The sequence below is a fragment of the Actinoplanes sp. NPDC089786 genome (genome assembly GCF_040684855.1).
In the GTDB taxonomy this organism is placed as follows: Bacteria; Actinomycetota; Actinomycetes; order Mycobacteriales; family Micromonosporaceae; genus Actinoplanes.
Genome location: NZ_JBFBGU010000002.1, coordinates 294,246 through 321,234, shown reverse-complemented (window position 1 = coordinate 321,234; position 26,989 = coordinate 294,246). Strand labels below are relative to the sequence as shown.

Below are 26,989 nucleotides of genomic sequence, written 5' to 3'. Positions count from 1 at the left end.
TACGCGATGAGGTGGCTCACCTGAAACCTTAGGCCCGGTTCACGCGAGGCCCTCCCGCTGGGCCACGGAACGGGCCGAAGGTGGCGTACGCGCGAAGACCTCCAGCAGAAAGTCGTCCTCCTCGTGGTGGGCCGTGCGGGTCAGGCCCTCCAGCCCGGCCAGCGCGGCGTGCAGCTCGTCGCCGCGGCGGGCGTGCTCGTCGACCGGCCACCGCCAGTGGACCGCGACCAGGTCACCGCCCGGCTCCAGCGACCGGTGGGTGTTCGCCAGCAGCGTGGCCAGGTCGGCGTCGTCGAAGTAGTAGCCGATCTCGGAGAGCACGATCAGGTCGAAGGTCTCGTCCGGCCAGTCGTGGGGGACCGCGGCCTGGTGTACGCGGACATGCGGCGTGGCGGCCACCCGGTCGGCGGCGGTGCGGACCGCGGCGTCGACCACGTCCACGGCCAGGAGGCGGTCGGCGCGGCCGGCCAGGCGGGCGGTCAGCCGGCCGGTCGAGCAGCCCGGCTCGAACGCGGAACGGTAGCGCCGGCGGGGGAGCGCCGCCACGGTCAGGTCGTGTTTGCGGGCGTCGTACCAGCGGGACTCGAAGCTCCACGGGTCGGCGCTCCCGGCGTACATCTGCTCGAAGTAGCCGGCGGGTGTGGTCATCCGAACACCACCTCGAACGGGCGGGCGAACCGGGCCAGCACGTGCGGCGGGAGGATCGCGGCGTCGGCCGGATCCGGGCCCAGCGGGGCGATCTGGCTGGGGAAGGCGGCGATGGCGGCCGACTTGGCGGCGATCGCGGCGGGCGTCAGGTCGATGACGCGAGCGCGGTGCCACGGAACGTCCGGGTCGTCGGGGCGGGCCCAGTGCCAGGTCCAGATCGGATATTCGAGCAGCCGCGCCCCGGTCGCCGCACACGCTCGCGCGGCGGCCCGGCCGACCCGCTCGTGATCCGGGTGGCCGTCCTCGCGCCACGTCGCCAGACACCACCGTCCCGGCGTCAGCAGCGGCACCAGCGCCGCCACGACCGCGTCCTCGTCGATCCCGCCGTCGGCCTGACCAAGCCGGTGTACGGGTCCATCGACCTCAAGGCGGGCCAGCGCCTCGTCCGTCTCGGCGCGGCGGATCGCCGCCAGCTCGGCCCGCGTGTGGACGGTCGACCCGGGATGCGACGCCTCGCCGTCGGTGACCGCCACCACCTCGGCCTCGCCCAGCATGGCCATCAGCCCGGCCACACCGAGGATCTCGTCATCCGGATGCGGCGCCACCACCAACGGCGGGCCGGGCGGGTCGAGCGGGAACGCCGGCCACCCCTTCATCGCCGGCCAGGACGCCCATTCGCTCTCGTCGGTGCCGGTGGCCACGACGATCGGCCTCACCATGCGAGTCCCCCTTCGTGGCTGAGCCGACCATCGGACTGAACTCCGGACCGAGTGGGCTCGGCGCCTGGTGGCGCATTGGCTGACAGCTGGACCGCGCCGGTGTCCGGCGACGAGCCGGCCAGCAGCCGGCCGAGCTGTTCCAGGTCGCCCTCGGCGTGACTCTGGCGCAGGTAGACGGTCAGGTCGGCGACGCGGCGGGCATGCTCGGCGTCGCGGCACAGCGGGCCCGCGCCCAGCGCCCGGCCGACCCGGTCGATGACCTCGGTGGCGGCCTTCTCGACGGTTGCCCGGGCGCGCAGCGCCAAGCGGTGTGCGTCGGCTCGCGGGTCGGCGTCGATCGCCGCGGCCGCCGACTCCAGCACGGCGGCGGCCGCGCCCAGGGCGACGTCGACCGCGCCCAGGTGCGCGAAGGCGTGCGGTCCGATGTCCTTCGGGCCCGACGCCGCCGCGCGCAGGGCGTCGGCCACGCCGAGGGCGCCGCCGAGCCAGCAGGCGGCCACACCTACGCCGCCGTGCCAGAAGCCTGGGCGGCCCACGTAGTCGCCCGGCCCGCCGATCGGGATCGCCGGGGCGTCGGTGAAGCGGATCGTGCGGCTGTCGCTGGCCGCCATGCCCACGGCGGGCCAGGTCCCGTCGATCGGGACCGCGTGCGGGGCGGTGTTGGCCACCGCGAAGAGTCGGATGCCGTCGTCGGCCGCGGCTGTGACCAAGGCGTGAGTGCACCAGGCGGCTCCGGAGCACCACGGCCGGTCGCCGTTCAACCGCCAGCCGCCGGCCGCGCCGGTCGAGAGGGCGGGTTCGCCGGACGAAAGAGCCGACGAAGGGGCCGGGGCGGTGGGCGAAGCGCGTACCGACGAAGGAGCCGCCGCCCAGACGCCCCAGCGCTCCCCACCACCGGGTGGGTCGGCGCCCAGCTCGGCGAGGATCGCCGCCGCGTCCGCGTGGCCCTCGAACAAGCGGACCGCGACGGGGTCGCGCCGGCCCACCGCGGCGAAGTGACGGAAGCGTTCGAGTGTTCGGCCGTGACCGGGGAGCGGCAGGTCGGGTAGATCGATCATGAGCACGGCCAGGAGATACCCGGGGGCGCGGACGTTTATGTGGGTGATCTGTTGACGCTCGCAGGCGGCGAAGTTAATGTCTAACGGCGTTAGGAAACCTAACCACGTTAGGGGTTGCCATGATCTACCACCACAACCGGCTCGTCCTGAAGGCCGGCGTCACCGACGAGCAGCGTGACGAGGCGCTGGAGAGCCTGCGTACACAGGGCCGTGAGATCGACGCCGTGAAGCAGTTCGTGGTCGGCCGGGACGTCGGCGGCGACTTCGAGTGGGGCGCCACCTTCGTGCTCGACGACCTCGACGGCTACTGGGAATACCTGATGCACCCGGCGCACGCCCACACCGATGAGATCGGACTGCCGCTGGTCGAGAAGTTCATCTCGTACGACACCACCGACGACCCCGACCCCGAGATCGGCGCGAAGATCGCCGCGCTGCACCAGCGCCGGTACGCCGAACGTCCCGAGCTGACCAAGCTCGTGCAGAACCTGCCCTCGTACACCGGCAGCGGCGCCCCCGAGCCCCGCGCGTGACCCGTGAGGAACGCCGCGAGGCGAACCGCCGGCGCATCTTCGAGGCCGCCTGGCAGACCGTCGAGCGGGACGGCGCGGCGTCGGTGACGATCCGCCAGGTCGCCACCGACGTCGGCTACTCCGCGCCGGTCGTCTATCAGCACTTCGCCAACAAGGAGGCGCTGCTCGGCGAGGTGATGCGCGAGGGGTACGCCCACCTGCACGCCCACCTGGACGCCGCCGCGGCCGCCTCGGGCCCGGCCGGGGCGATCTATGCGATCGGGCGGGCGTACCTCGATTTCGCCGAGCGCAACCCCCACCTCTACCGGCTGATGAACGGCCTGGCCGGGGTGACCCTCGACCCGGGCGCGCGGCACGCGGCGGCCGGCCCGGTGATCGCGGTGACCAACGGCGCGATCGAGGCCTGGGCCCGGGCGACCGGCGTCCCGCTGCCCGACATGACCCTCGCCTGCGACCTGGTCTGGGGCGTCGTGCACGGCATGACCGGCCTCGGCCAGCTCGACGACATCGGCTTCGACCGCGCCCGCCTGCTCGCCGACCAGGCCCTGCACGCCCTCACGCTCAGCTGGGCGACCAAGGAGTGACCCACCATGACCGCACCGCCCGCCCCGGCCACCCGCGTGGCCCTCCTGGGCAGCGCCACCCTGACCATCATGGCCGCGGCGATCATGTCGCCGAGCCTTCCGTCGATGCGGGCCGACTTTCGTAGCGACGTGCTGGTCCGTCTCGCGCTGACCGTGACCTCCCTGGCCATCGCCGTGTCCGCGCCGATCGCCGGTGTCGTCGCCGACCGCTTCGGCCGCAAGCCGCTGCTGACCGGCTCGCTCGTTCTCTACGCCGTGGCCGGGACCGCCGGGCTCTACGCACCCGGACTCGGCGCGCTGATCTTCTCCCGGGCCGTGCTGGGTCTCGCCGTCGGCGGCATCATGACCGCCATCAGCGCGCTGATCGCCGACCTCTTCACCGGTCCGGCGCGCGCCCGTTTCCTCGGCCTTCAGCAGGCTTTCGCCAGCCTCGGCGGCGTCGTCTTCCTCCCGCTGGCCGGTGCCCTCGCGGCCGTGGGCTGGCGCGCTCCCTTCTGGCTGTACGCGGCTTCGCTGCTCGTCGTACCCATCGTCGTCGTGGCCGTGACCGACCGCCCCGCCGCAGCCGCCCCCGCGGCGGCACCACCGCCCGGCCGGTCCGCGCCCTACCTCGGCATCTACGCGGTCGCCCTGCTGGCCACCCTGGTGTTCTTCATGGTGCCGACCCAGTTGCCGTTCCTGCTGGCCGACCTGACCGCGTCGACCGTCGTGGTGGGCGTGGCGGTGGCGGCGTCGACCGCATCGAGCGCGGTGGCCGCCGTCGGGTACGCGGCCCTGCGACGACGGCTGGGCTTCGCCGCGATCACCACGCTCAGCGTCGCGCTGCTCGGCGCCGGCTGGGCGATCGTCGGCCTGACCACCGCCCTGCCGGTGATCCTGGCCGGCGTGCTGATCGGCGGCGCCGGCGTCGGGTTCGCCGTGCCCAACCTCAACACCTGGCTCAGCGAACTGGCCCCGCCGGCCCGCCGCGGCCGCGTGCTGGGCGGCCTGGTGACCGCCATCTTCCTGGGCCAGTTCCTGTCCCCGCTGGTGCTGGCGCCGCTGGTCGGCGCCTTGGGGATTGCCCGGTCCTTCGTCGTCGCGGGCGTCGCCTGCGTCGTCCTGACCGTGGCGACCACAGCGGCCGCGTCCCTGCGCCGCCGCCGGTCCCGCGGGGTTGTCGTCGACCGCCGACCCGTCAGAGTCGTCCGTCGCCCCATCGAGCAGAGGATCATCCGATGACCAGTGACGTCGACCGTGGCGCTCGATCGTCTTGGAACACACCGCCCTGATCGACGCGCCCCTGGAAAGTCGGTCGACGCCGAAGCCCATCGCGGGCGCCTGACCGAGCGGGTCACCCGAGCAATGCCTCGAGCTGGGGAAGCCGGCGGAACATGTCGGGGAGGCCGCGCACGCCGTCCCGCGCCGACTCGTGCGACAGCGCGAGCTCGGGGCCGGTGCCGGCCTCGGTGCCGGCCAGGCAGCGGAGGATGTTCCACCTGGTGAAGCTCAGCCAGCCGCCGATCATGAACACGAACCAGCTCGGCCCCGGCGGCGGCAGCGTTCCGCCCGCGGCGACGTAGCCGTCCAGGACCGAACGGAAGATGGTGGGCTCGATGGTGTCGAAGCCGGGTCCCTTGGCCAGGCTCAGCGCGGTCGAGCCGAGCTCACCGGACAGGTCGAGCATCCCCGAAAGCTCCCAGTCGAGCACCACCGGCCGGCCGGCCCGGGCGAGCAGGTTCCACGGTTGGATGTCCCGGTGGGTCAGCACGACCGGGCCGGGCCGTTCGCAGGTGTCGACGAAGCGTGCGATCGCGACGAACGTCTCGACGTGGGAGGCGAGTTCCCCGGCCCACGGCTGTCCGGTCGACGCCGCCCGGTCGGCCAGCTCGGGCCAGTCCTGTGCCGGCGGGTCGTCGGTCGACGCGTGCGGCCATCTGACGTCGAGCGCGTGGACGCGCGCGAGGATCTCACCGATCTCGAACGCGTACGCCGCCGACACCGGCGCCTCGGGGATCTTCTCGCCCTCGACCCACCGGTGGACGAGCGTGTGGTGGCCGGCCGAGATCGGCTCCGGCATCGGGACGCCGGCCGCGAAGGCCGCCCGCTCGAACCTGAACACGTCGTCAACGTGGTAGGGCGAGCGGCGGTCGACCGGGTTCATCTCCTTGACCGCGAACGATCCCTGGTCGGTGTCGAGCCGGTACATCCGGTTGGCGAACCCGCCGTGGACGCGGACCATCGGTCCGATCGGCGTGCCGAGATGGGAAAGGTCGTGGTGCGCGGTCACCGCACGAATCTAGGGCCGGCGCGTCGCCGACGCACCGGAGTTTCCCTGGGGCCACCGAGGCCATGCGCGGCCGGAAGTGGGCCTCAGCCGAGGGCGGCGATGTTGTCCGCCTCGTCGGGGTCGGGGTCGCTGGTGTCGAGGAACGCCTGGAGGACCTCGACGGCCACGTCGGGGGCGAGGCGCTTGAGGCTCATCGCGAGGACGTTGGCGTCGTTCCAGAGGCGGGCGCCCCGGGCGATCCACGGGTCCCAGGCCACGGCCGCGCGTACCCCCGGGATCTTGTTGGCCGCAATGGCCGTCCCGGTGCCGGTCCAGCACAGCACCACGCCGTAGTCGGCCCGCCCGTCGACGACCGCCTGCCCGACGAAGTGACCCAGGTCGGGCCAGCTCTGCGCGGCCGCCGGACGGACGATCTCATGCCCGCCGTCGATCAGCGCCCGCGCCACCGCCTTGGTCGTCTCGTTGTCGTCATCAGTCGCGAACGCCACCCGCATCCCGCCAGCCTAGAACCAGCCCCACTCCGAAGGCCCACCGAGTACGGCCGAAATGGGATCCGCCGAGCCATCGCGCCCGTCCACAGCCGGGTCGCCGGGGCTGGGATCAGCCGAGAGGTCGCGACGGCCGACGGCCGGGTTGCCTGGCTGGGATCAGCGAGGCATCGCGACGGCGAACAGCCGGGCTGCCGGCTCAAGGCCAGCCGATCCGGTGGGCTATCGCCTGGGCCGTCTCGGCGGGGGTGTGGCCATCGGTGTCGACGAGGTCGCCGATGCCGGTGCGGCCGACCGCTGCCTCGTAGGCTGCCTCGAGCACGTCCGCCGGCCGGCCGCGCAGCTCGTCGCCGGCGATGAGCGGGCCACGGCCGAGGCCACGCTGGTGGAACCGCGACCGCAGGGCGTCGGGCCCGGCGTGCAGACGGTGGATGGTGATCGGCGCGGCCGGCAGCACTTCGGTGTAGTGCCGGAACTGCGCGTCGTCGTCGAGGTGACCGTTGACCACGAGACGTCGGGCGCCGTTGGCGCGGAACTCCGCCCACGCGCCGGCGAGATTGGCCGCCTTGAGCCGGTGGTCGCCGCCGTCGAGGAAGCCGATCTGCTGGAGGTCGACGAAGCCGGTCATGTGCCCAGCCTGCTGCGACAGCCGCGCCAGCTCCCATCCGGCCGTCGACTTGCCGACCGCCGTCGTGCCGCACAGAAACACGATCTCGCCGGAAGCGGAGCCCGGAGCGGTGCCGTGAGCAGAGCCGGAGCCAAAACCGGCCCCAGGCGCGGTGCCGGGAGCGGGGCTTGGAGGAAGGGCGGGAGCGGGCATCGGCCAAAGCGAAGCAGAGGGCCGCCAACGGTCGCGGACGATGGCGAGGACCTCGGCAGGGGAAAGGCTTGTTGTGTCGATGTGGGGATAGGGCAGGCCGCTGTGGTCCAGCTCGGCTGCCGAGGCGAGCGCCGCCTGCCAGTAGTCACCGGGACGGGCGCGGGCGGCGAGGCGACGGCGCAGCTCCACCCGGTCGCACCGCAGCCGCAGCGCGGTCAGGGAGACCCCACCAAGGTACGACGTGTGGATGCCCCGGCGAGCGTCCACGCAACCGGACACGATCAGGGAACCGGCGCCCGCCGCCGCGAAGCCCGCCGCCACCCGGCCGAGGATGCGCGCCTGAAGCTCCAGCCGGCCGGGGTCGGCGGCCGTCGCCGGATAGCACATGCCCAGCTGATCGGTGTCGACATAGCCCGCGCCGGCCCGTTCCTGGAACAGTTCCCACGCCACGGTCGACTTGCCGACCCCGGGCGGCCCGCACAACCACAGCACCGGAAGCGGAAGCACGCCCGCACCTTCGCGCGAAGCACCGGCCCGGAGCAACCGGGTTTCAGGCCGCCCGGAACCCCGGCGGCGTGACAAAGGATCGCGGCGGACCTTGGTGGCCAGTCCGGCGCGCACGAGCAGCAGGACCAGCGCGAACGTGGCCCGGAGAGCCGGATCGCGGCGCGGGCCCCCGAGGGGCGGGTCAGCGCCGCGTAGACGAGCCCTGATCGGTCATTCGACCCGGAGGAGCTCGCCGAGGCCCTGGCGGCGGCGCAGGGTCGCCTCGACGAAGCCGGCCACCGGCACCGCGGCCACGAACACCAGCGCCAGCACGCCCAGGGGCAGCCAGGGCACGGTGGTCGCGGGGTCGGTGTCCCAGCCGACCAGCAGCCTCAGCGCCAGGGAACCGAAGGTCAGGTAGGCGAGCAGCACACCGAGCAGTGGACCGCCCACGGCGGCGAGCAGCACCGGTGGGAGCAGTTCGCCCGCGGCCACCGTACGCGTCTCCGACAGCCGCAGACCCAGCGTGCGCAACCGGCCCAGCGTGGCCCAGCGCTCCGGCGCGCCGGCCGCCGCGCCGAGGGCGAAGCCGAGCAGCCCGAGCGCCGCCAGCGTCCCGGCCACGACCCAGGTCAGGGCCATCAGACCGGCGGTCAGCGGCGCGTCCTGACGCGAGCGGGCCACGTCCGAGCGCGTGGTGATCCCGACGCCGGGGGTGCCCTCGACCGCGGCCGCGGCGCCCGGACCGGTAACCCACATGGTGTCGGGGACGACGTCGACGCCGGCGGCCCGCAGCGCCGCGAAGTCGACGTACACGGCATCGCCGCTGTCGCCGATGACCGGAGCCGGACCCACCGCGTTCAGGCTGATCGCGGGCTTGTCCTTGCGCGGGAACGACAGTGTCATGCCGGGCGCGAGGCTGCCGTCCGCGGACCGGACCAGGGCTGGGATGCCGGCACCGGTGGCCGAAGACATACCCATCGGGGTGTCGGCGAGCAGCGACCGGTACGCGGCCAGGTCGACGACGACCAGCCGCGCCTCCACGAGCTTCCGCGAGTTGGCGATCCGGGCGCCCTCGGTCACCTGGGCCGTGACGACGTGGTCGACACCGGGCGCCGCGGCCACCCGGCGGGCGAGCGCGGTGAGGTCCACCCCGGCAGCCGCCCCGGCCTCGACCCGGACGTCCCCGCCGACCACCCGCCACGCGGCGTCGGAGAGCCCGCGCGAGGCCGTGGCGCCGAGGACCAGCGCGAACGACGCCAGCGCGGTGGCGCCGATCATGACCAGGATCGGCAGGGTACGGGCGGAGTTCGCGGCCGCCTGCGCCGCGCCGAACACCGCCAGTGGCCGCGAGGAGCGCAACGCCCGCCGCAGCACGAACCGCAGCAGGACCGGCAGCAGCCGCAGCAGGACCAGCGCCCCGCCCACCACGCCCAGCGCCGGCGCGCTCGCGGCCAGCGCCGACGTGCTCTCCTGACCGTCGAACGGGTCCAGCGCCCCGCCGGTCGCCCCGGCCGAGTCCGGCAGGATCCCGCGTTGTCGCAGCGCGATGATCGCCCCGGCCGCGGCGAGCACGACGGCCGCCTCGATCGCGACCCGGCGGAGGGCGGCGGCCCGGTGGAGCCGGCGGCGGGCGCCGCGGTTGGCGGGTGCGCGCCGGTCACTGGTGGCCCGGGCGGCGACCAGGACGCCGAACAGTGGTCCCGCGACCACCGCCGCGACGGCCACCGGCACCGCCCACCACCAGGCGACGCCGGGCGTGACCAGGCGGGCGCCGGCCACGCCGATCGCGGCCGCGAGCAGAGCGACCGCCGAGGACTCGATGAGCAGCTCGAGGGTCAGGTCGGCCAGCCCCGCGCCCCGGTGCCGGGCGGCGGTCAGAGCGACGGCCCGCCGCCGGGCCAGCAGGAACGCGGCGAGCAGCAGGACCAGGACGGTTCCGGTGAGTACGGCGGTCAGCAGCACCGACGCCTGGGCGGTGGCCGCGTTGACCTGCCGTTGCACGATCCGCAGGACGTTGTCGAGCTGGCTCCGCCACTGGAGCGAGGTGTCGAACACCGACGACGCGCTCGACGTGGCCTGGAGGGTGACCAGGGTGGAGGCGATCGACCGGGCGGTGCCGGAGGAGACCTGGGCCGGGTCGGCCTCGAAGTGGACCATCCGATCCATCAGCTCGGACTCGACGGCGAGCCGGGCGTCCGGCAGCGACTCGGCGGACAGCAGGCCACCGAGCCGGGTGGAGCCGACCCCGTCCACGCCGGGCACCGGAGCCAGCAGCCAGGGCGCGAGCCGCCAGGCCGGGTCGGCGGGGTCGTCGGCCCGGAAGACGCCGCTGATGGTGACCAGCTTTTCCCGCAGGAACTCGTCCTTGAGCGGGATGCGGTCACCCGGCCCGAGCTTCAGGGCGGCCGCGGTCGCCTCGGAGACGCCGACCTGGACCGGCCACGGCGGCCCGCTGTTCGGTGAGACGGCGTTCGGGGCCGCCGACGGGCCCGGCGCGACGCCGCCGACCCAGGTGACCCGCGACGACGCGAAGGGCCGAGCGTCGGCCAGGTAGTTGTACTGGAAGGTCCGCAGCAGGCTGCCGTCGGTGATGTCGAACGACGGCGCGGTGACCACGGCGATCGGCGGCCGCAGGGCCCGGGCGAGTCCGGGGTCGAGCCCTTCGGCGGCGCGTTTGCGGAAGAGGTCGACGTCCTGGGCGAGGGCGGGAAAACGCTGCCGCCCGCCGAGCACGTCGTCGTACTCCCATTTGGCCTGGGCGATGACCGCCGCGTCGTCGCCGCCGGCGCGGACCGCCTCGCGGATGGCGTCGTCGGCGGTGGACCGCAGCAGCGCGGGCGTGGCCCCGGCCAGCAGCGACACCACCGCCACGACGATCGCGACCAGCAGCAGCGACCCGGCGTCGGCGCGGGCGCGGCCGCGGACGCTGGGCCAGTGCACGGCCGGGCGCCTCACGTCGCCACCCGCAGGTGGGCGGCGTCGGCCCGGCGGGTCTGTGCCAGCACCACGACGGTCACCAGCACGGCACAGGCCAGCACCAGCAGGGCCAGCAGCAGCGCCTCGGACGCCCAGGGCCAGACCGGGTGCGCGACCGGGATCGGCGCGGCGCCGGTCTCGGCGCGGACCATCGGCGGCGCGACGATCACGGTGGCGAGCCCGCCGACCAGCGCCCCGGCGATCAGCAGGAACGCCAGGATCCCGGCGTGCTGCCCGAAGAGCATGGCCCGCACCTCGCGCCGGGTCATCCCCAGCCCGCGCAGCCGGGCCACCTCGACCGCGCGGACCCGCAGGTCGCTGTTCACGTGCAGGACCACCCCGGCCAGCAGTAGCAACGTCGCCACGAGCACGAGCAGACCGAGCGCGGGACGGACGCCGGCGCGCGGCGGGCTCCCGATCAGGCGGGTGGTCTCGCCGGCCCGGGTGGTCACCTCGCCGACGTGCAGGGCGGCGACGCGGGCGGCGGCATCCGGCCGGGCGGGGTGCCCGACCCACCAGCCGTCCATCGGGTAACGCAGGTCGCCGGCGAGGATCATCGCCCGGGACAGGGTGTCGAGGTCGGCCAGCACGGCGGGCGCACCGGCAGCGCCGGGAATCTGGGGCACGATGTCGGCGACCGTCACCCCGACCGGCGTGGTGCCGACCGGCATGCTGAGCGTGCCGCCTCGTTTGACCCCGAGCTCGTCGGCGACCCGGGCGGCGACCACGACCGGCACCCGGCCGGGGGAGCCGAACGCGGTGGCGATCAGCGTCCGGGCGGAGTTCTCGGCGCTCACCAGCCGGACGTCGGCCGACATGGTGAGCCCGCCCGCGCCCGCCGACACCGCGGTTTTGCTCAGCTGGCCGGGGGAGGGCGGCGCCGACGTGGCCGTCCAGGAGGATCCGCCGGGCACGTTCAGGGTGACCTTGACGCTCGTCGTGGCGAGGTCGTCCGGCTCGGTGGCCGCCGAGATCGGCAGGCTGACCGCGACCAGCTGCTGCCCGGCGGTGACGCCGCAGTCCGGCAGCCGGTGGGTCGCGCCGTCCAGCGGCACCTGCCCGCCGATGCAGGTCGTGCGCACCCCGGCCGGGTCCTGGAGCACCAGTCGCGGCGTCACCACGATCGGGAAGTCGCCGGTCGCCGTCCCACCCATGGTCAGCGCCGCGCCCGGTTCCAGGTCAAGACCGTCGATCTGGGTACGCGGCGCGAGAAGCGCACCGACCCCGGCCCAGGCGGAGTCCGGCCGCCCCCGCATCAGCTCGCCCGCCCGCCGGGTGTCGAGGGCCACCAGCCGCGGCGGGTCGCCGGCCCCGCCGACCCACTGGCCCAGCCCAACCCCCCGATCGGCCGCCGGGCTGACCGTCCCGCCGGTCGCGTCGGCGATCGTCGCGCCCGTCCCGGCCTCGGGCGTGCCGGTGACCGCAACGGCGAGGTCCGTGCCCACCGACAGCGCGGCCTGGTCGCGTTGCGAGCGGTCCCAGGTGGCCTCGAACGCGATCCCGAACGTGGCCGCCGCGCAGGCCAGACTGACCAGCAGCCCGGCCGCGACCGCGCTCGGCCGGCGGGCGGCCTCGAACGCGGCCAGCGGCAGCACCAGCCCCCGGGCCCGGCGGGCCAGCCGGTCGAGGCCACGCAACGCGGGCGGCACCAGGCGCAGGGCGAGCGCCGCCCCGGCCGTGAGCACCAGGGCCGGCGCGGCCACCCGGACCACGTCGGTGCGCGTGGAGGCGACGTCCGACTGCCCGTTGAGCTGCCACCAGCCGATCGCGGCGAACGCCACCAGCAGCAGGTCGACCCCGGAGCGGGCGTAGAACTCGGCGCGGCCGCGACGTTCGCCGGGCGCGACCACGGGTCGGATGGTGAGCACGGCCAGCACCACGGCCAGCCCGAGCGCGGCCGCGCCCACGGCGATCAGATGCGTGGCGTTGGTGCTCGGAGCGGAGGTCAGCCCGGCGCCGGACAGCGGTGGCAGGTGGGTCAGGCCGGCGTGCAGCAGGGCCGAGGCCGGCGCGCCGATCAGGGCGGCGAGCACGGCCAGCGTCCCGGTCTCCACGGCCGCGGCCGCCGCGAACTGCCCGGGGCCGACACCCAGCGCCGAGAGCAGGGCGGTCTCCTCCGCGCGTACGCCCGAGGTCAGCCGCCCGGCCAGCACCAGCGCGGCCGCGGTCAGCCCACCGCCCAGCACCGCGACCGCGAGCACCACCGACGTGGCGACCCGGCGCTGCTCCCGGGCCTGCCCGAGGGTGACTGGCAGGCGGGCGTCGACGCGCTGGATGCTCACCCGGTCGCCCAGCGCGCGGGCGAGTCCCCGCCCGGCGTCGCCGAGCCGGACGGTGGCCGCGTTCAGGTCGCGCAGATCGGCGCCGGCCAGGTCGGGCGCGGCCACGACCTCGAGGCGGTCCATCACCGACGGGGTGGCGAACAGGTCGCCGAGGTCGACCAGGAACGGCCCGTACGCGAGGACCGGCTCGTCGCTGCCGCCCTCGGAGAAGGAGCCCACCTCGTACCCGAGGCCGCCGAGGGTGTCCCGCTCCCAGCCGGTGCCGGGCAGCGGCCGGACGATGCCGACGACCGTGACGTCCAGCGGGGGCGCGGAGTCGAAGGCCCGTTCGTTGCCCAGCCGCACCCGCTGCCCGACGCGGATCCCGAGCAGCCGGGCCGTGGTCTCCAGCAGCACCGCCTCGATCGGCGCCGCGCCGGCCCGCGGCCAGCGTCCGGACCGCAGCGTGGCCCGCTGCTGCAGACCGTCCATCCCGGACAGGTAGGTCTCGGCGGGCAGCCCGTTCACCTGGGGCGCGGACGCCAGCGCCCGCATCCGGGACGACGCGCGCACCGATGTGGCGATCGGGAACGGCGCGTACGCCTCCTCGAGGACCGCCCGGGTGTCGGCCGCGACCGATGTTGCCTGCGACGCTTTGACCTCGACGGTGTACGCGGTGGTCATGACGTCGTCGGACCGGCCGCGGGTGGCGACCGACTCCAGGGCCTGCTCGCCGGTGCGGGTCACCAGCAGCGCGCAGGCGCCGGCCACCGTGGCGCCGATCGCCAGCAGCGCCACCAGGGCGGCGAGCAGGGCCCACTGCGAGCGGACCCGGCGCGCGAGGAGCTTCAGCACGTGACCTGGCCGTCGTGCATCCGCAGCACCCGGTCGGCCAGCGCCATCATCACCGGGTCGTGCGTCGACAGCAGCACCGTGACGCCCTCGGACTCGACCACCCCGCGCAGCAGCGCCATCACGGCCAGGCCGGTCTCGGCGTCGAGCTGCCCGGTCGGCTCGTCGGCGATCAGCAGCTTGGGCGACGCGGCCAGCGCCCGGGCGATCGCCACCCGCTGCTGCTGCCCGCCGGACATCTCATCCGGCCGGTGCTGGGCGTGCCCGGCCAGGCCGACCAGGTCGAGGAGCAGGCCGACGCGCCGCTCACGCTCCTTCAGGGGTACGCGGGCCAGCCGCAACGGCACCCCGACGTTCTCGGCCGCGGACAGCACCGGGATCAGCCCGAAGGTCTGGAACACGTACGACGCCTTCTCGCGCCGCAGCCGGGACAGCCCGTCGTCGTCCAGCGTGGTCACCTCGGTGCCGTCCACCCGCACCGTCCCGGCGTCCGGCCGGTCGAGGCCGCCGACCACGTTGAGCAGCGTCGTCTTGCCCGAGCCGGAGCGGCCGACCAGGGCGACCATGGTGCCCGCCTCGACCTCGAACGAGACGTCCCGCAGCGCGCGCACCGCCGACGGCCCGGCGCCGAAGCTGCGGTTCACGCCTTGAACACTCAGCAGGGTCGTCACTCGTCGCCTCGGATCTCCACCCGGTCGGCCTCCAGCACCAGCCGCACTCGGCGGGTCAGGGCCAGCGCCTCACGGTAGTCGCGCGGGATCTGCACCCGGCCGGCCCGGTCCATCACCGCGTACTCCTCGGCGATGACGTGTTCCTCGCCGTTGTCGTGGGCGGCGGTCCGGCGCAGGACCTCGGAGCTGGTGCGGCCGTCCCGGATCGCCACGGTCCGCTCGACCCGGCCGCTGACCTCGGGGTCGTGGGTGACGATGACGATGGTGACGCCGAGCTCGCGGTTCACCGTACGCAACGCCTCGAAGACCTCGGCCGAGGTGGCCGTGTCGAGCTCGCCGGTCGGTTCGTCGGCCAGCAGCACCCGAGGCTGGTTGGCCAGCGCGACCGCGATCGCCACCCGCATCTGCTGGCCGCCGGAGAGCTGGCCGGGCCGCCGGTCGGCGCAGGCGCCCACGCCCAGCGTGTCGAGCAGCTCGCCGGCCCGCTCACGGCGTTCCGGGGCCGGCGCCCGGGCCGCGGTCATCGGCAGGTCGACCATCTGGGCCGCGGTCAGGTACGGCACCAGGTTGCTGGCGGTCTGCTGCCGGACGAACCCGACCGTGTGCCGCCGGTAGCGCACCCGGTCGGCGCGGGTCATCGCGAGCAGGTCCCAGTCGCCGACGTGCGCCTTGCCGGCGGTCGGCGCGTCGATGCCGGCCAGGATGCTGAGCAGGGTCGACTTGCCCGATCCGGACGCGCCCACGACCGCGATCATCTCGCCGCGGTCGACCGCCAGGTCGAGCCCCTGGAGCGCCTGGACCTCGATCGAGCCGGTCTGGTAGATGCGCACCAGGCTCTCGCAGACGATCATGGCCTCTGGACCCTGCACGCGCCCTCCCCATCCCTGGCGTCGAGCCGGAATCCTGGCCCTTCATGATCGCACCCGTCAAGTCACCCCGGGCATCGGGAGCTGGTGTTCGAACGGGGCCGCCAGAGCGCCGGCGGCGGAGCGGACGACGACCAGGCTCTTCAGCAGGGCGTTCCGGGCCGGCGGCGCGGTTCGAGGGAGAGCTCGCCGCTCAGCCGGACCAGCACCCGGGTGCCCAGCTGCTGGGTCAGGCCTTGGGACGGAAGCTCTTGAAGACCAGGTCGAGCTCGTCCTCGGCGCCGGCCCAGGCGCTGTCCGAGGTCTGCCACCAAATGCCGTACGCCTGCTTCCTGGACGTGATGAAGCCACGGTTGTTGACGTGCTGGCGGACGCCCGAGCGGGTGAAGGTGAACTCCCAGTCGGCTGCCTTCTGCCAGTAGTCGACCTCCTTGATCCGGATCTCCCGGTAGCCGGGGAAGTCGCCCCGGCCGTGCCGGTAGTCGGCCTTGCCGCGCCAGTCGGCCACCGGGTCGGGCTGCGGCGTGCTGGTCTGGTCGATGCCCAGCACCCGCCCCTTCGAGCGGAAGTAGACGATCGTGCCCTCCTTGGACCGGGTCCAGCCCTCGGGCACGAACAGCGAGAAGCCGGTCGGGTCGGTGTACCGGCGCCAGCCCGCCGGCGGAGCCGCCGCGATGGTCGTCGTCGGCGGGGTGCTCGCCGCCGGGGCCGACGCGGGCGGCTCGGTGGCCGATGACGCGGGCGGCGACGACGGCACGGCGGAGGGCTCGGCCGAGGGAGCCGCCGAAGGAGGCGCCGAGGGCGCGGCGACCGGGGACGAGGGCCGGCGAGGCTCATCGGGCCGCGAGACGACCCAGACCACCGTGCCGGCCAGGAGCAGCAGCACGACCGACGCCGCGGCGATCCAGATCCAGCCCCGGCGGGGTGTGGCCGGCGGGGCGGCGGCCTCGCGCAGCCGGCGGGCCGCCTCGGCGCTGTCGATCCGCTCGGCCGGGTCCTTGCGGAGCAGCCCGGCCAGCGTGTGCAGGAGCGGCCCGGCCTGGGTGGGTGGCTCCGGCTCCTCGGCGGCGATCGCGGTGACGGTCTCCATGACCGAGCCCCGGCGGTACGGCGGACGGCCCTCGACCGCGGCGTACAGCGTGGCGCCGAGCGACCACAGGTCACCCGCCTCGTGCCCCTCGCCGTCCTTGACCCGCTCGGGCGCCATGTACTGCGGCGACCCGACGACCAGGCCGGAACTGGTCACGACGCTCTCACCGTCGACCGCGGCCACCCCGAAGTCGGTGAGCACCACCCGGCCGTCGTCGCCGAGCAGCACGTTCGCCGGCTTGACGTCGCGGTGCCGGACACCCGCCCGATGGGCCGAGACCAGCGCCGCGAGCACCGCCTGGCCGACCCGCGCGGCCTGCTCCGGCGTCAGCGGCCCGTCGGTGTCGAGCACCTGCTGCAACGAGCGGGACGGCACGTACTCCATCACGATCCAGGCCCGGCCGTCCTGCTCGAACGCGTCGTAGACCCGCACCACGTTGGGGTGGGCCAGCCGGGCGCTGGCCCGCGCCTCGAGCAGCATGTGCCGGCTCAGCGCCTCCCGGTCGGCCTCGACCAGCTCGCCGGGCAGCAGGATCTCCTTGATCGCGACCTCGCGATCGAGCTTGTCGTCCCGGGCCAGCCACACCCGGCCCATGCCGCCGGCGCCCAGCTCGCGACCGAGGTGGTACCGGCCCTGGACGGTGGCAGGGCTGGTAGTCATGAACCTTGATGTACCCGGATCACCCCGAAGGCACACGCGCACCGGGTTGCGCTTATGTGCAGGTTCGTTGATTCGCATCGGCCGCCCTGGATAGCGTCGCGCCACCGCAGCCGACCTGGGGGAGGATCGGATGGCGCGCAGCGACCGCCCGTGGAAGGGCTCGATCGCGATCTTCGTCGCGATCACGATGGCGCTCTCCGCCGGATGCCAGGCCGGTGATCCGCCCCCGGCCAAGGAGCGGGAGAAGCGGGTCGCCGCGGCCAAGGGCCCGGGCCAGCAGTGGGGCACGGCGGCCGGGAAGAACCGGGCGGCGGGCAGGGGCGGCAACCGCGTGGTGCCGCCGTCGGAGCGCGGCCGGTATCCACAGAAGACACTGCCGCAGAAGCCGGCCGGGCCGCGCAACAAGGCCAAGGTGGCCAAGGCGCCGGCCGGGAAGCGGACCGGGTTCGACCGGGCGACCAGCCGTGAGCTCCCCTCGCTGCGCGGCGCCGACCAGCGCGTCTACCAGAACACCGACGGCAGCCAGACCACCGAGTTCTCCGCCGAGCCGACCAACTACCAGCGCCCGGACGGCACCTGGGCGCCGATCGACAGCGACCTGGCCGGGCAGGCCGGCGGCGGCTGGCGGAACACCTCGGACAGCGTCGACCTGCGGCTGGCGGCCCGGGCCGACGCGGCCGACCTGGTGCGGATGACCTTCGACGCCGGCCACGGGCTCGCCTACGGGCTGGCCGGGGCGGGCGCGGTCGCCGGGCGTACCCAGGGGGACGCGGTTGTCTATCCCGGCGTCCGGCCGGGCGTCGACCTGCGGCTGGAGTCGCGGCCCGGCACCCTCAAGGAGACCCTGGTGCTGCGGTCGGCCTCGGCGCCGGCGACCTTCACGTTCCCGCTGCGGCTGACCGGGCTGACCGCGTCGATGCGGGGCCGGTCGGTGGTCCTGTCGGACGCGACCGGCCGGCCGCGCGCGGTCATCCCGCCGGGCTTCATGGTGGACTCCGCCGCCACACCGGCCCGGTCCGAGGCCGTTAGTTACCAACTAGTCGGTAAGGATCTGAAGGTCACCGTCGACTCCGCGTGGTTGCGGGACCCGGCCCGCACCTTCCCGGTGCTGGTCGACCCCACGGTCGGGCCGCCGGTCAAGGAGTCCGGCGCCACCCAGCTGATGACCGTGCGGACCAGCTCGTCGGTGGGCAACCCGGAGGCCCTCGAGGTGGGCCGGGTGAACGGGCAGAACACCGCCTCGTACGTGAAGTTCGGCGGGATGTCCGACCTGCGCAACCACCAGATCTTCGGCGCGGCGCTGGTGGTCACCAACTTCGAGGCGCCGTCCTGCCGGGCCCGCCCGCTGACCGTGCACCCGGTGACCCAGGCCTGGACGGCCGGCGGCGGTTTCAGCTACCCGGGGCCGTCGTACGGCGGGTCGATCGCGAGCCAGCAGTTCGCGTACGGCTACATCCCCACCGGCCAGTCCCAGTCGTCGTGCCCGATGGCGGCCGAGATGATCGACCTCGGGGTGGCCGGCTCCACCCTGGTCCAGCGCTGGGCCAACGGCCAGCAGGCGGACAACGGCCTGACCCTGCGTGCGAGCACCTCCGACTCGCTGGCCTGGAAGAAGTTCGGCGCGGCGGGCGCCAACCCGCCGAAGCTGTACGTGACGCACACCCCGTACAACGCCACCTACGCCATCCCGAAGCCGGTGCCCGAGCCGGCGGTGCTGCGCAACCAGGACGGCAAGGTCCAGGTCGCGGTCACCAACCTGGGCGCCGACGCGTGGACGCCGTCGGACTACTACCTGGCCTACCGGGCGTACGACACCGAGTCGGGCGCGGCGGTCACCCAGCAGCGGTCGGCCAACCTGCCCCGCACGGTGGCCCGCGGCGAGTCGATCACCCTCGACGCCACGATCAAGGCGATCGAGCCGGGCAACTACTTCCTCGACTTCACCATGGTCCGGACCGGCGGCGACGTCTTCACCGACCACCAGGTGCCACCCGGCCGGATCGTGCTCCAGGTCTTCGACGTGCCGCCGGTCGTGGCCGAGGTCTACCCGCCCAACGGCTACCAGACGCCGACCCTGACCCCGCTGCTGTGGGCCCGGGCGATCGACACCGACGCCCCGCCCGGCAGCGTCCTGCAGTACAAGTTCGAGCTCTGCGACCAGCCCGACACCGGCGCCCCGACCAACTGCCAGAACTCCGGCTACCAGGCGAAACCGTCGTGGCCGGTGCCGTCCGGCCGGTTGGCCTGGAGCAAGAACTACGTCTGGCGGGCGTACGTCAAGGACGGCGCCAACGAGGTCACCTCGCCCGACATGGCGTTGCTGGCGGCGGTGCCGCAGCCGGACATCACCTCGCGGATCGCCAACGCGCCCTACGCCAGCCAGGACACCGAGTACGACGCCCAGGTCGGCAACTACCGCACCGCCGCCCTGGACGCGGCCGTCACCAACGCCGGCCCCGAGCTCAACCTGACCCGGACGTACAACAGCCTCGACCCGCGCACCGACTCGGCGTTCGGCGCCGGCTGGTCCTCCCGCTACGACATGAAGATCGTGCCGGACGACGACGGCTCCGGGAACGTCGTGGTGACCTATCCGGACGGCCAGGCGGTGCGTTTCGGCCGCAACCTGGACGGCACCTTCGCCGCGCCACCCGGCCGGACGGCCAAGCTCAGCGTCGACTCGTCGGCCTGGACGCTGCAGGACAAGTCCGGGGCGGTGTACCGGTTCGCGCTGGCCGCGGCCGGGGTGCCCAGCCCGCTCAGCAAGATCACCGACATCGCCGGCCGGTCGGTGAACCTGACCTACACCAACGGGAAGGTCACCAAGGTCCAGGCGTCGAACAGCCAGACCAGCACGGCCGGCCGGGCGCTGACCTTCACCTGGAACGGCAACCACGTCGCCACGGTCAGCACCGACAAGGTCGACGGCGCCGCGCTGACCTGGACGTACACGTACACCGGGGATCTGCTCACCAAGGTCTGCCCACCGGCCGGCGCGACCGCCTGCACGGTGTACGACTACGCCGCCGGCTCGCACTACCGCAGCATGGTCCTGGACGGCAAGCCCGAGGGCTACTGGCGGCTGGGTGACGGCGAGGCCACCGCGGCGGCCAGCTCGATCGCGGTCAACCTGGGCAAGGACGCCGGCACGTACCGCAACGTCACGGTCAAGGCGGCCGGGGCGATCGCCGGGGTGACCGACACCGCGGCCACCTTCAACGGCACGAACTCAGCGGTCGAGCTGCCCAAGGGCACGGTCAAGAAGAGCCGGGACGCGGCCGTCGAGGTGTGGTTCAAGGTCGGGCCGACGCAGACCGGCGGCCCGCTGATCGGCTACCAGGACAAGGCGCTGGGCACGGCCTCCGGCGCCGGCGTCCCGGTGCTCTACACCGGCACCGACGGCCGGCTCCGCGGCCAGTTCGGCACCGGCACGCCCGCGCCGCTCGCCTCCACCGCCACGGTCTGGGACGACCGGTGGCACCACGCGGTGCTGTCGGTCATGGGCAGCACCCAGACGCTCTACCTGGACGGCGCGAAGGTCGCCGAACGGGCCGGCGCCGCGATCGAGCACTCCGACCTGACCGTCAACCAGATCGGCGCCGCCTACGCCACCTCGCCGGCCACCTGGACGGGCTGGGGCGGCAACGCCCAGCGGCACTTCCAGGGCGGCATCGACGAGGTCGCGGTCTACAGCCACCCGCTCGGCCCGGCCGCGGTCCTGGCCCACTACCGGGCCGCCACCACGCCCGCGTCGCAGATGTCCCGGGTCACCCTGCCCAGTGGCCGGATCGGCGCCGAGATCACCTACGACGTCGCGATCGACCGGATCAAGGAGTACACCGACGACAACGGCGGCACCTGGAAGATCGGCGCGCCGCTGGTCTACGGCAATGATTCCGACCTGCGGCGCAGCGTGCAGGTGCTGGACCCGGCCAACCGGCCCCAGCTGTTCGAGTACGACGCGCTGGCCGGCCGCCTGCTGCGTACCGGCCTGCCGGTCGGCCTGGAGACCCGGCCCGAGGACACCGGCCTGCCCACCGAGACCCCGCCGGACCCGCCGCCCACCACCACCTGCCCGCAGCCCGACCCGCAGGACCCGGCGTTCTGCACGGTGATCCCGGGCGACGCGGGCGGCCCGGTCTTCGTCCGGCACACGCTGGACGGGCTGTCGGTGCGCAGCTTCGAGTACGACGAGAAGGGCAACCAGAAGCGCATCGTCAACGAGAACGGCGACACGGTGACGATGGGCTACGACGCCCGCGGCAACGTCGAGTCACGCACCACCTGCCGGGAGGACAAGGACCACTGCTTCACCACGTGGTCGGTCTACCCGGCCACGGCCGACCCGTACGACCCGCGCGGCGACCTGGTGATCCAGACCCGGGACGGCCGGTCGGCGAGCAAGACCGACGACACCTACCTGACCACGTACACCTACGACTTCACCGGCCAGCCCGACGTCCAGACCAACCCCGACGGCAGCCGGGTCGACCACGACTACTCCAACGGCACCGAACCGGCGGCCGGCGGCGGCCAGATCCCGCCCGGGCTGATCACCAGCACCAAGGACGCGCGGGGCAAGCAGACCCGCTACTCGTACTTCCAGAACGGCGACCTGGCCAAGGTGACCACGCCGTCCGGGATGTTCACCGAGTACACCTACGACCCGATCGGCCGCCGGCTCACCGAGAAGGAGACCACGGACACCTTCCCGGCCGGGCTGACCAGCACGTACACCTACGAGACGAACAGCAAGATCAAGTCGGTGACACGGCCGGTCACCACCGACGCGGTCACCGGCGTCAAGCACCAGCAGCAGGTGGTCAACGAGTTCGACGCGGACGGCAACGTCACCAAGGTCACCATCGGTGACCTGCTCGGCGGCGACACCGCCCGGGTGACCACCACCGAGTACGACGAGCACGGCCACGCCACGCTGGTCACCGACCCCGAGGGCGGCGAGACCACCTACGCGTACGACCGGTTCGGCAACAAGGTGTCCGAGGTGGACGCCTGCGGCAACCGGTACGACTACGCGTACACCGCGCGCAACAAGCAGGCCGAGGTCCGGCTCCGCGCCTGGCGCAGCGACCCCGAGGGCACCCCGAGTCCCGGCACCGGCGACTACCTGGTGCTGCACAAGTACTCGTACGACTTCGCCGGCCGCCTGGCCAGCGACACCGACGCGATGGGCCGCCGCCTCGAGTACCGCTACTACGGCGACGACCTGCTCCAGAAGGTCACCCTGGTCAACTACCGCGACCCGGCGACCGGCGCCACCCGCGAGCACGTCATCGAGGAGAACACCTACAACGGCGCCGGCCACCTGACCAGGAAGGCCGAGGGCAACGGCACCCGGGTCACCACGAACACGGTGGACCGGGTCGGCAAGGTGCTGACCACCGTCCAGGACCCGGGCGGGATCGCCCGGACCACCACGTTCACCTACGACGAGAACGGCAACACCCGGACGGCCCGCTCGACCGGCCGGGGCTCCAACATCCCCGGCTTCGAGACCCAGCCCACCGACCTGGTCACCTTCGACTACGACGACGCGGGCAACGCGCTCAAGGAGACGGTCACCGCGGGGACGCAGACGCGCGTGACCTCGTACACCTATGACCGGCGCGGCCTGCGACTCACCGAGACCGACCCGCGCGGCCTGGTCACCAACTACGACTACGACGAGGCCGGCCGGCAGGTGCGGACCACCGCGCCGGCGGTCACGGCGGAGAACCCGGACGGCACGACCAGCACGGTCCGCCCGGTGGCGGTCGTCGGCTACGACACCTTCGGCGGGCAGACCACCGACCGTGATCCGCTCGGCAACGTCACCAGGAACGAGTACGACAAGCTCGGCCGGGCCGTGCGAACCGTTCAGCCGTCGTATGTGGCGCCCGGCGCGTCCCAGACGATCACGCCGGTCTCGCTGACCTCCTACGACCCGCTGGGCAACGTCATCGCCGTCACCACCCCTGGCGGATCCACCACCCGATTCACCTACGACCAGCTGAACCGGCTGGTCGTGCGGGACGAGCCGGGGGACACCGAGGAACAGCGACGGCTGACCCGGATGACGTACACCCGGACCGGCCAGCTGCTTTCCACCACCGGGCCGACCGGAGCGCGCGCCGAGTCCACCTACGACGACCTCGACCGGGCCGTGACCACGACCCAGATCGAGCGGTACCCGCAGCCCGGCGCCTTCACCAGCAGAATCGCCTACGACGACGCGGGCAACGCACGCTCGATCACCGGGGCCGGTGGCACCGTCCTGCGCGCCGATTTCGACACTCTCGGCCAGGTCGTCAAGAAGACCGAGCCCACCGGCGAGGTTCAGCAGTTCGGGTACGACTACCGCGGCCGCCAGGTGCGCGAGGTGGACGCCGTGGGCCGGGCCACCCGGGCCGTCTACAACCAGTTCGGCGACAAGACGTCAGAGAGTGACTTGAAGCCGGGCACCGAGGAGGTCCTGCGCACCCAGACCTACGGCTACGACGCCGGAGGCAACCTGACCACGTCGACCGACCCGGACAACCACACCACGACCTACGTGTTCGACGGAGCCGGCCAGCTCTCGAGCCAGATCGAGCCGGTGAGCGCCGACAAGAGCATCACCACCTCGTTCGGCTACGACGTTGCCGGCAACCGCACCCGATACACCGACGGCCGCGGCAACGTCACCCGCTACACGTACAACAGCCTGGGCCGGAAGGAGTCGGTGGTCGAGCCGGCCACCGCCGCGCACACCACGCCCGCCGACCGCACCTGGACCGTCGCCTACGACCGGGACGGCCTCCCGACCACGCTCACCGCCCCGGGCAACGTCACCCGCACCCGCACCTACGACGCGGCCGGACGAATGCGCACCGAGAGTGGCGCCGGTGCCGAGGCGGCCACCGGCACCCGCACCCTCGGCTACGACCTGGCCGGGCGGCTCGCCAGCGTCAACGCCCCAACCGGCACGGACACGTTCAGCTACAACGACCGCGGCGCGCTGCTCGGCTCCTCCGGGCCGTCCGGCACGGCGACGTTCGGCTATGACGCGGACGGGAACCTCGCCACCCGCACCGACGCCGCCGGTACGGCCACCTTCGGCTACGACCGCGGCCGCCTCAAGACGGTCACCGACGGGCTGACCTCGACCACCCAGACCTTCGGGTACGACGCGGCGGGTGCGGTCAAGACGATCGACTACGGCGCCGGTCGGGTGCGCACCTACGCCTACGACGACTACGGCCACCTCGCGTCGGACACGCTGCGTCAGACCGGCAACACGGTGGTCGCCTCGGTCGCCTACGGATACGACCGCAACGGCCACGTGACCAGCAAGACCACGGCCGGCACGGCGGGCAGCGGCACCAATACCTACGAGTACGACTGGGCGGGCCGCCTCACCGCCTGGACCGGGTCGGCGGGGCGGGTCCCCTACGCCTGGGACGACTCCGGCAACCGGATCCGTGCCGGGGCCAAGACCGCCACCTACGACGAGCGCAACCGGCTGCTGTCGGACGGAGACTTCACCTACGCCTACACCGCTCGTGGCACCCTCAGGACCAGGACCAGCTCCGGATTGTCCGAGCAGTACTCGTTCGACGCCTTCGACCGGCTGATCTCGTCGCAGGGGCAGAACTACACCTATGACGGCCTGGACCGTGTCTCGGCCCGCAACAGCATCGCCTTCACCTATGCCGGCGCGAGCGCTTCCCCGGTCGCCTACGCCAACGAGAAGTATGCCCATGGCCCCGGCGACGACCTGGTCGCCACCCAGGTCGGCACGGTCAAACGGCTGACCCTGGCCGACGGGCACGGCGACATCGTGGCCGAGCTCGACCCCGCCGACCCGAACGCGACCAAGCCGGCCGGCTCCACCGCCTACAGCCCGTGGGGCGAACGGACCGCCACCGAGCAGCGGACCAGCGCCATCGGCTTCCAGGGTGACTGGACCGACCCGGCCACCGGCCAGGTGGACATGGGCGCCCGCTGGTACCAACCCGGCACCGGCACGTTCACCTCCCGGGACAACGCGATGTACACCGGCGGCGACTCGATCCTCGCCAACAAGTACACCTACGGCGCGGGGGCGCCCCTGGACTTCGACGACCCCGACGGCCACTGGCCCAACTGGGTCAAGAAGGCCGCCGGTGCGGTCTCCAACGCCGCCAGCTCGGCCTGGAACACGGTCAAGAGCGTCGCCAGCACGGCCTGGAACTACGCGTCGTCGGCGATCAGCGCCCTCGGCAGCGCGCTGATGCGCGGTGCGGAGTGGTTGTACAACAAGGCCGCCAGCGCCGTGTCGACGGTTGTCAACGCGGTCAAGAACGGTGTGAAGAGCGCCGTCAACTGGGCCAAACAGACCGCGGCCGCAGCCGCGGCCAGAGCCCAGGCCGCGGCCAAGGCGGTCACCGCCGCGGCGAAGAAGGCGGTTGCCCAGGCGGTCAAGTACACGCCGCTGCCGGTCCTGGCGGCGGTCACCAAACCGCTGTTGAAGACCATCGGGAAGGTCGTCTCCACGACGGCCAAGCTGGCGGCGAGCGTCGTGTCGGTCGCGGTCACGGCGATCACCGACCCGAAGAAGTTCGCCACCACCCTCTACCAGGCGGCGGCGGCCAAGGTCGGCGCGGTCATCGAGACGGTGTCGAAAGCCGCGGCGGCGGTGGGCGAGTTCGTCGCCGAACACAAGAACCTGATCATCGAGGGCCTGGCCATCGTGGGTGGTATCGCGGCCGGTCTGGCCTGCACCGCGATCACTGCCGGGGCCGGGGCGCTCGCCTGCATGGTCGGCGCGGCCGCGCTGGTCAACCTGGCCAAGGACGCCGCGCAGGGCAACATTCACAGCTGGAAGGACGCCGCCTTCTCGGCAGGCACCGGAGCGGTCACCGGCCTCCTCGGTGCCGGCGCGGGCGCGATCGGCGCCAAGGTCGTCGGAGGGCTGGCGGCGAAGGGAGTCGGAGCGATCGGCCGGGCGGCGGCCGGCGCGGTGACCGGTGGCGTGACTGACGCGGTGACGCAGTACGCCACTACCGGTCGGGTCGATCTCGGGGGTGTTGCCCTGGCCGCCGGCCTCGGCGCGGTCAGCGGTGGCCGTGCCAAGAGCTGCGGAGGGAACAGCTTCACGGGCGACACCGCGGTGCTTCTGGCCGACGGAGAAGCGAAACCGATCACCGAGGTCGAGGCCGGCGACACCGTGAAAGCCACCGACCCGACCACCGGGCGCACCGAGGACCGGATGGTCACGGACGTCATCGTCGGCGAGGGATCGAAGAACCTGGTCGACGTCACGGTCGAGGTGGACGCCGCCGAGGGTTCGTCGACGGCCGAGCTGACCGCTACCGAGGGACATCCGTTCTGGGTCGAGAGCGTCGGCCGATGGGTCAACGCGGCGGATCTCCAATCGGGCTACCGGTTCGAAACGGCGGACCACCGCTCCGCCGAGGTTGTCTCGACGCGTTCTCGGACGCAGTACGAACGCGTCTACAACCTGACCGTCGACGGTCTGCATACGTACTACGTGCTCGCCGGCACGGAACCGGTCCTGGTTCACAACTGTGGCGGTGGCACCAACGCCAACGGGCAGGCCTGTTCCTGCTCCAGCCGGCAGCCCCGGGCCGATCCCGGACACGTCTACCGTGGTGGCCGGCACGGTGATCTGAAGATGACGACGTCCGACGGCAGGCGGGTCAATCCGCCCGGGATCGAGATCAACCACATGCCGCCGCACTCGACCACCGGCCCCGGTCTCTCGTTCCCACGCGGTCCGGCGATCCAGATGGACAGGGCGGATCATGCCCAGTTGTACAGTACGAGCGGCGGGCCCGGTTCGGTCCAGGCGGCCTACCGGGAGATGCAGCGGGACTTCATCGCCCGAGGCGATGTGGCGGGCGCGATGTGGAACGACATCAACGATGTCAGAAGCAGGTTCGGAACGAAGTACGACGGGGCGATTCTCGAGATGCTGGGGAGCCTAGATGGGGGCACGTTCGGCTGATCACCGATTGACCGGGG

At 73.2% G+C, this 26,989-nt stretch carries 15 protein-coding genes; 4 read left to right on the top strand and 11 right to left on the bottom strand.

Annotated elements, in window-relative coordinates; translation table 11 throughout:
- Positions 1–39: 39 nt before the first annotated feature.
- From AB0O15_RS12260 to AB0O15_RS12250, 3 genes are read right to left on the bottom strand one after another with little or no spacing between them, the layout of a single operon-like run.
- Entirely contained in the window at positions 40–648 is a 609-nt protein-coding gene (locus AB0O15_RS12260) for a class I SAM-dependent methyltransferase (RefSeq protein ID WP_364317624.1), read from the bottom strand.
- Positions 645–1,367, bottom strand: a complete 723-nt coding sequence (locus AB0O15_RS12255) for a PIG-L family deacetylase (RefSeq protein WP_364317623.1) — start codon at positions 1,365–1,367, stop codon at positions 645–647. The genes AB0O15_RS12260 and AB0O15_RS12255 overlap by 4 nt, the downstream gene beginning before the upstream one ends.
- Positions 1,361–2,425: an acyl-CoA dehydrogenase family protein gene (locus tag AB0O15_RS12250; RefSeq protein ID WP_364318128.1), complete on the bottom strand. Its 1,065-nt coding sequence runs from the start codon at positions 2,423–2,425 to the stop codon at positions 1,361–1,363. Before AB0O15_RS12250 ends, AB0O15_RS12255 begins: the two co-directional genes overlap by 7 nt.
- Positions 2,426–2,544: 119 nt before the next feature.
- On the opposite strand from AB0O15_RS12250, the gene AB0O15_RS12245 reads away from it, so the two are divergent.
- From AB0O15_RS12245 to AB0O15_RS12235, 3 genes are read left to right on the top strand one after another with little or no spacing between them, the layout of a single operon-like run.
- Positions 2,545–2,958 carry a Dabb family protein gene (locus AB0O15_RS12245; protein ID WP_364317621.1) on the top strand — a complete coding sequence of 138 codons (414 nt, stop codon included), beginning with the start codon at positions 2,545–2,547 and terminating at the stop codon, positions 2,956–2,958.
- On the top strand, positions 2,955–3,542 hold the full coding sequence (locus AB0O15_RS12240) for a TetR/AcrR family transcriptional regulator (RefSeq protein ID WP_364317620.1): 588 nt from the start codon (positions 2,955–2,957) through the stop codon (positions 3,540–3,542). The genes AB0O15_RS12245 and AB0O15_RS12240 overlap by 4 nt, the downstream gene beginning before the upstream one ends.
- A 6-nt stretch (positions 3,543–3,548) precedes the next feature.
- The gene (locus AB0O15_RS12235) at positions 3,549–4,763 is read left to right on the top strand and encodes an MFS transporter (protein ID WP_364317619.1); all 1,215 of its coding nucleotides are present in this window, start codon (positions 3,549–3,551) and stop codon (positions 4,761–4,763) included.
- 112 nt (positions 4,764–4,875) lie between these two features.
- Here AB0O15_RS12235 and AB0O15_RS12230 read toward each other — a convergent pair whose 3' ends face one another.
- From AB0O15_RS12230 to AB0O15_RS12195, 8 genes are all read right to left on the bottom strand, one after another.
- Complete coding sequence (locus AB0O15_RS12230) at positions 4,876–5,811, bottom strand: phosphotransferase (RefSeq protein ID WP_364317618.1); 936 nt, start codon at positions 5,809–5,811, stop codon at positions 4,876–4,878.
- Between the two features lie 83 nt (positions 5,812–5,894).
- Positions 5,895–6,305: an RpiB/LacA/LacB family sugar-phosphate isomerase gene (locus AB0O15_RS12225; protein ID WP_364317616.1), complete on the bottom strand. Its 411-nt coding sequence runs from the start codon at positions 6,303–6,305 to the stop codon at positions 5,895–5,897.
- A gap of 193 nt (positions 6,306–6,498) precedes the next feature.
- Positions 6,499–7,626 (bottom strand): AAA family ATPase, encoded by a 1,128-nt coding sequence (locus AB0O15_RS12220; RefSeq protein ID WP_364317615.1) that lies wholly within the window; start codon positions 7,624–7,626, stop codon positions 6,499–6,501.
- Between the two features lie 210 nt (positions 7,627–7,836).
- Positions 7,837–10,563 (bottom strand): ABC transporter permease, encoded by a 2,727-nt coding sequence (locus AB0O15_RS12215; protein ID WP_364317614.1) that lies wholly within the window; start codon positions 10,561–10,563, stop codon positions 7,837–7,839.
- Positions 10,560–13,700, bottom strand: a complete 3,141-nt coding sequence (locus AB0O15_RS12210) for an FtsX-like permease family protein (RefSeq protein ID WP_364317612.1) — start codon at positions 13,698–13,700, stop codon at positions 10,560–10,562. The genes AB0O15_RS12215 and AB0O15_RS12210 overlap by 4 nt, the downstream gene beginning before the upstream one ends.
- Positions 13,694–14,341, bottom strand: coding sequence for an ABC transporter ATP-binding protein (locus AB0O15_RS12205; protein ID WP_364317611.1), 648 nt, complete (start codon positions 14,339–14,341; stop codon positions 13,694–13,696). Before AB0O15_RS12205 ends, AB0O15_RS12210 begins: the two co-directional genes overlap by 7 nt.
- A 23-nt stretch (positions 14,342–14,364) precedes the next feature.
- On the bottom strand, positions 14,365–15,219 hold the full coding sequence (locus AB0O15_RS12200) for an ABC transporter ATP-binding protein (protein WP_364318126.1): 855 nt from the start codon (positions 15,217–15,219) through the stop codon (positions 14,365–14,367).
- Positions 15,220–15,463: 244 nt separating this feature from the next.
- Positions 15,464–16,984 carry a protein kinase gene (locus AB0O15_RS12195; protein ID WP_364317608.1) on the bottom strand — a complete coding sequence of 507 codons (1,521 nt, stop codon included), beginning with the start codon at positions 16,982–16,984 and terminating at the stop codon, positions 15,464–15,466.
- A 130-nt stretch (positions 16,985–17,114) separates the two neighbouring features.
- Here AB0O15_RS12195 and AB0O15_RS12190 point away from each other — a divergent pair, with 130 nt between their 5' ends.
- Entirely contained in the window at positions 17,115–26,972 is a 9,858-nt protein-coding gene (locus AB0O15_RS12190; RefSeq protein WP_364317607.1) for a polymorphic toxin-type HINT domain-containing protein, read from the top strand.
- The last annotated feature ends 17 nt before the right edge of the window (positions 26,973–26,989 follow it).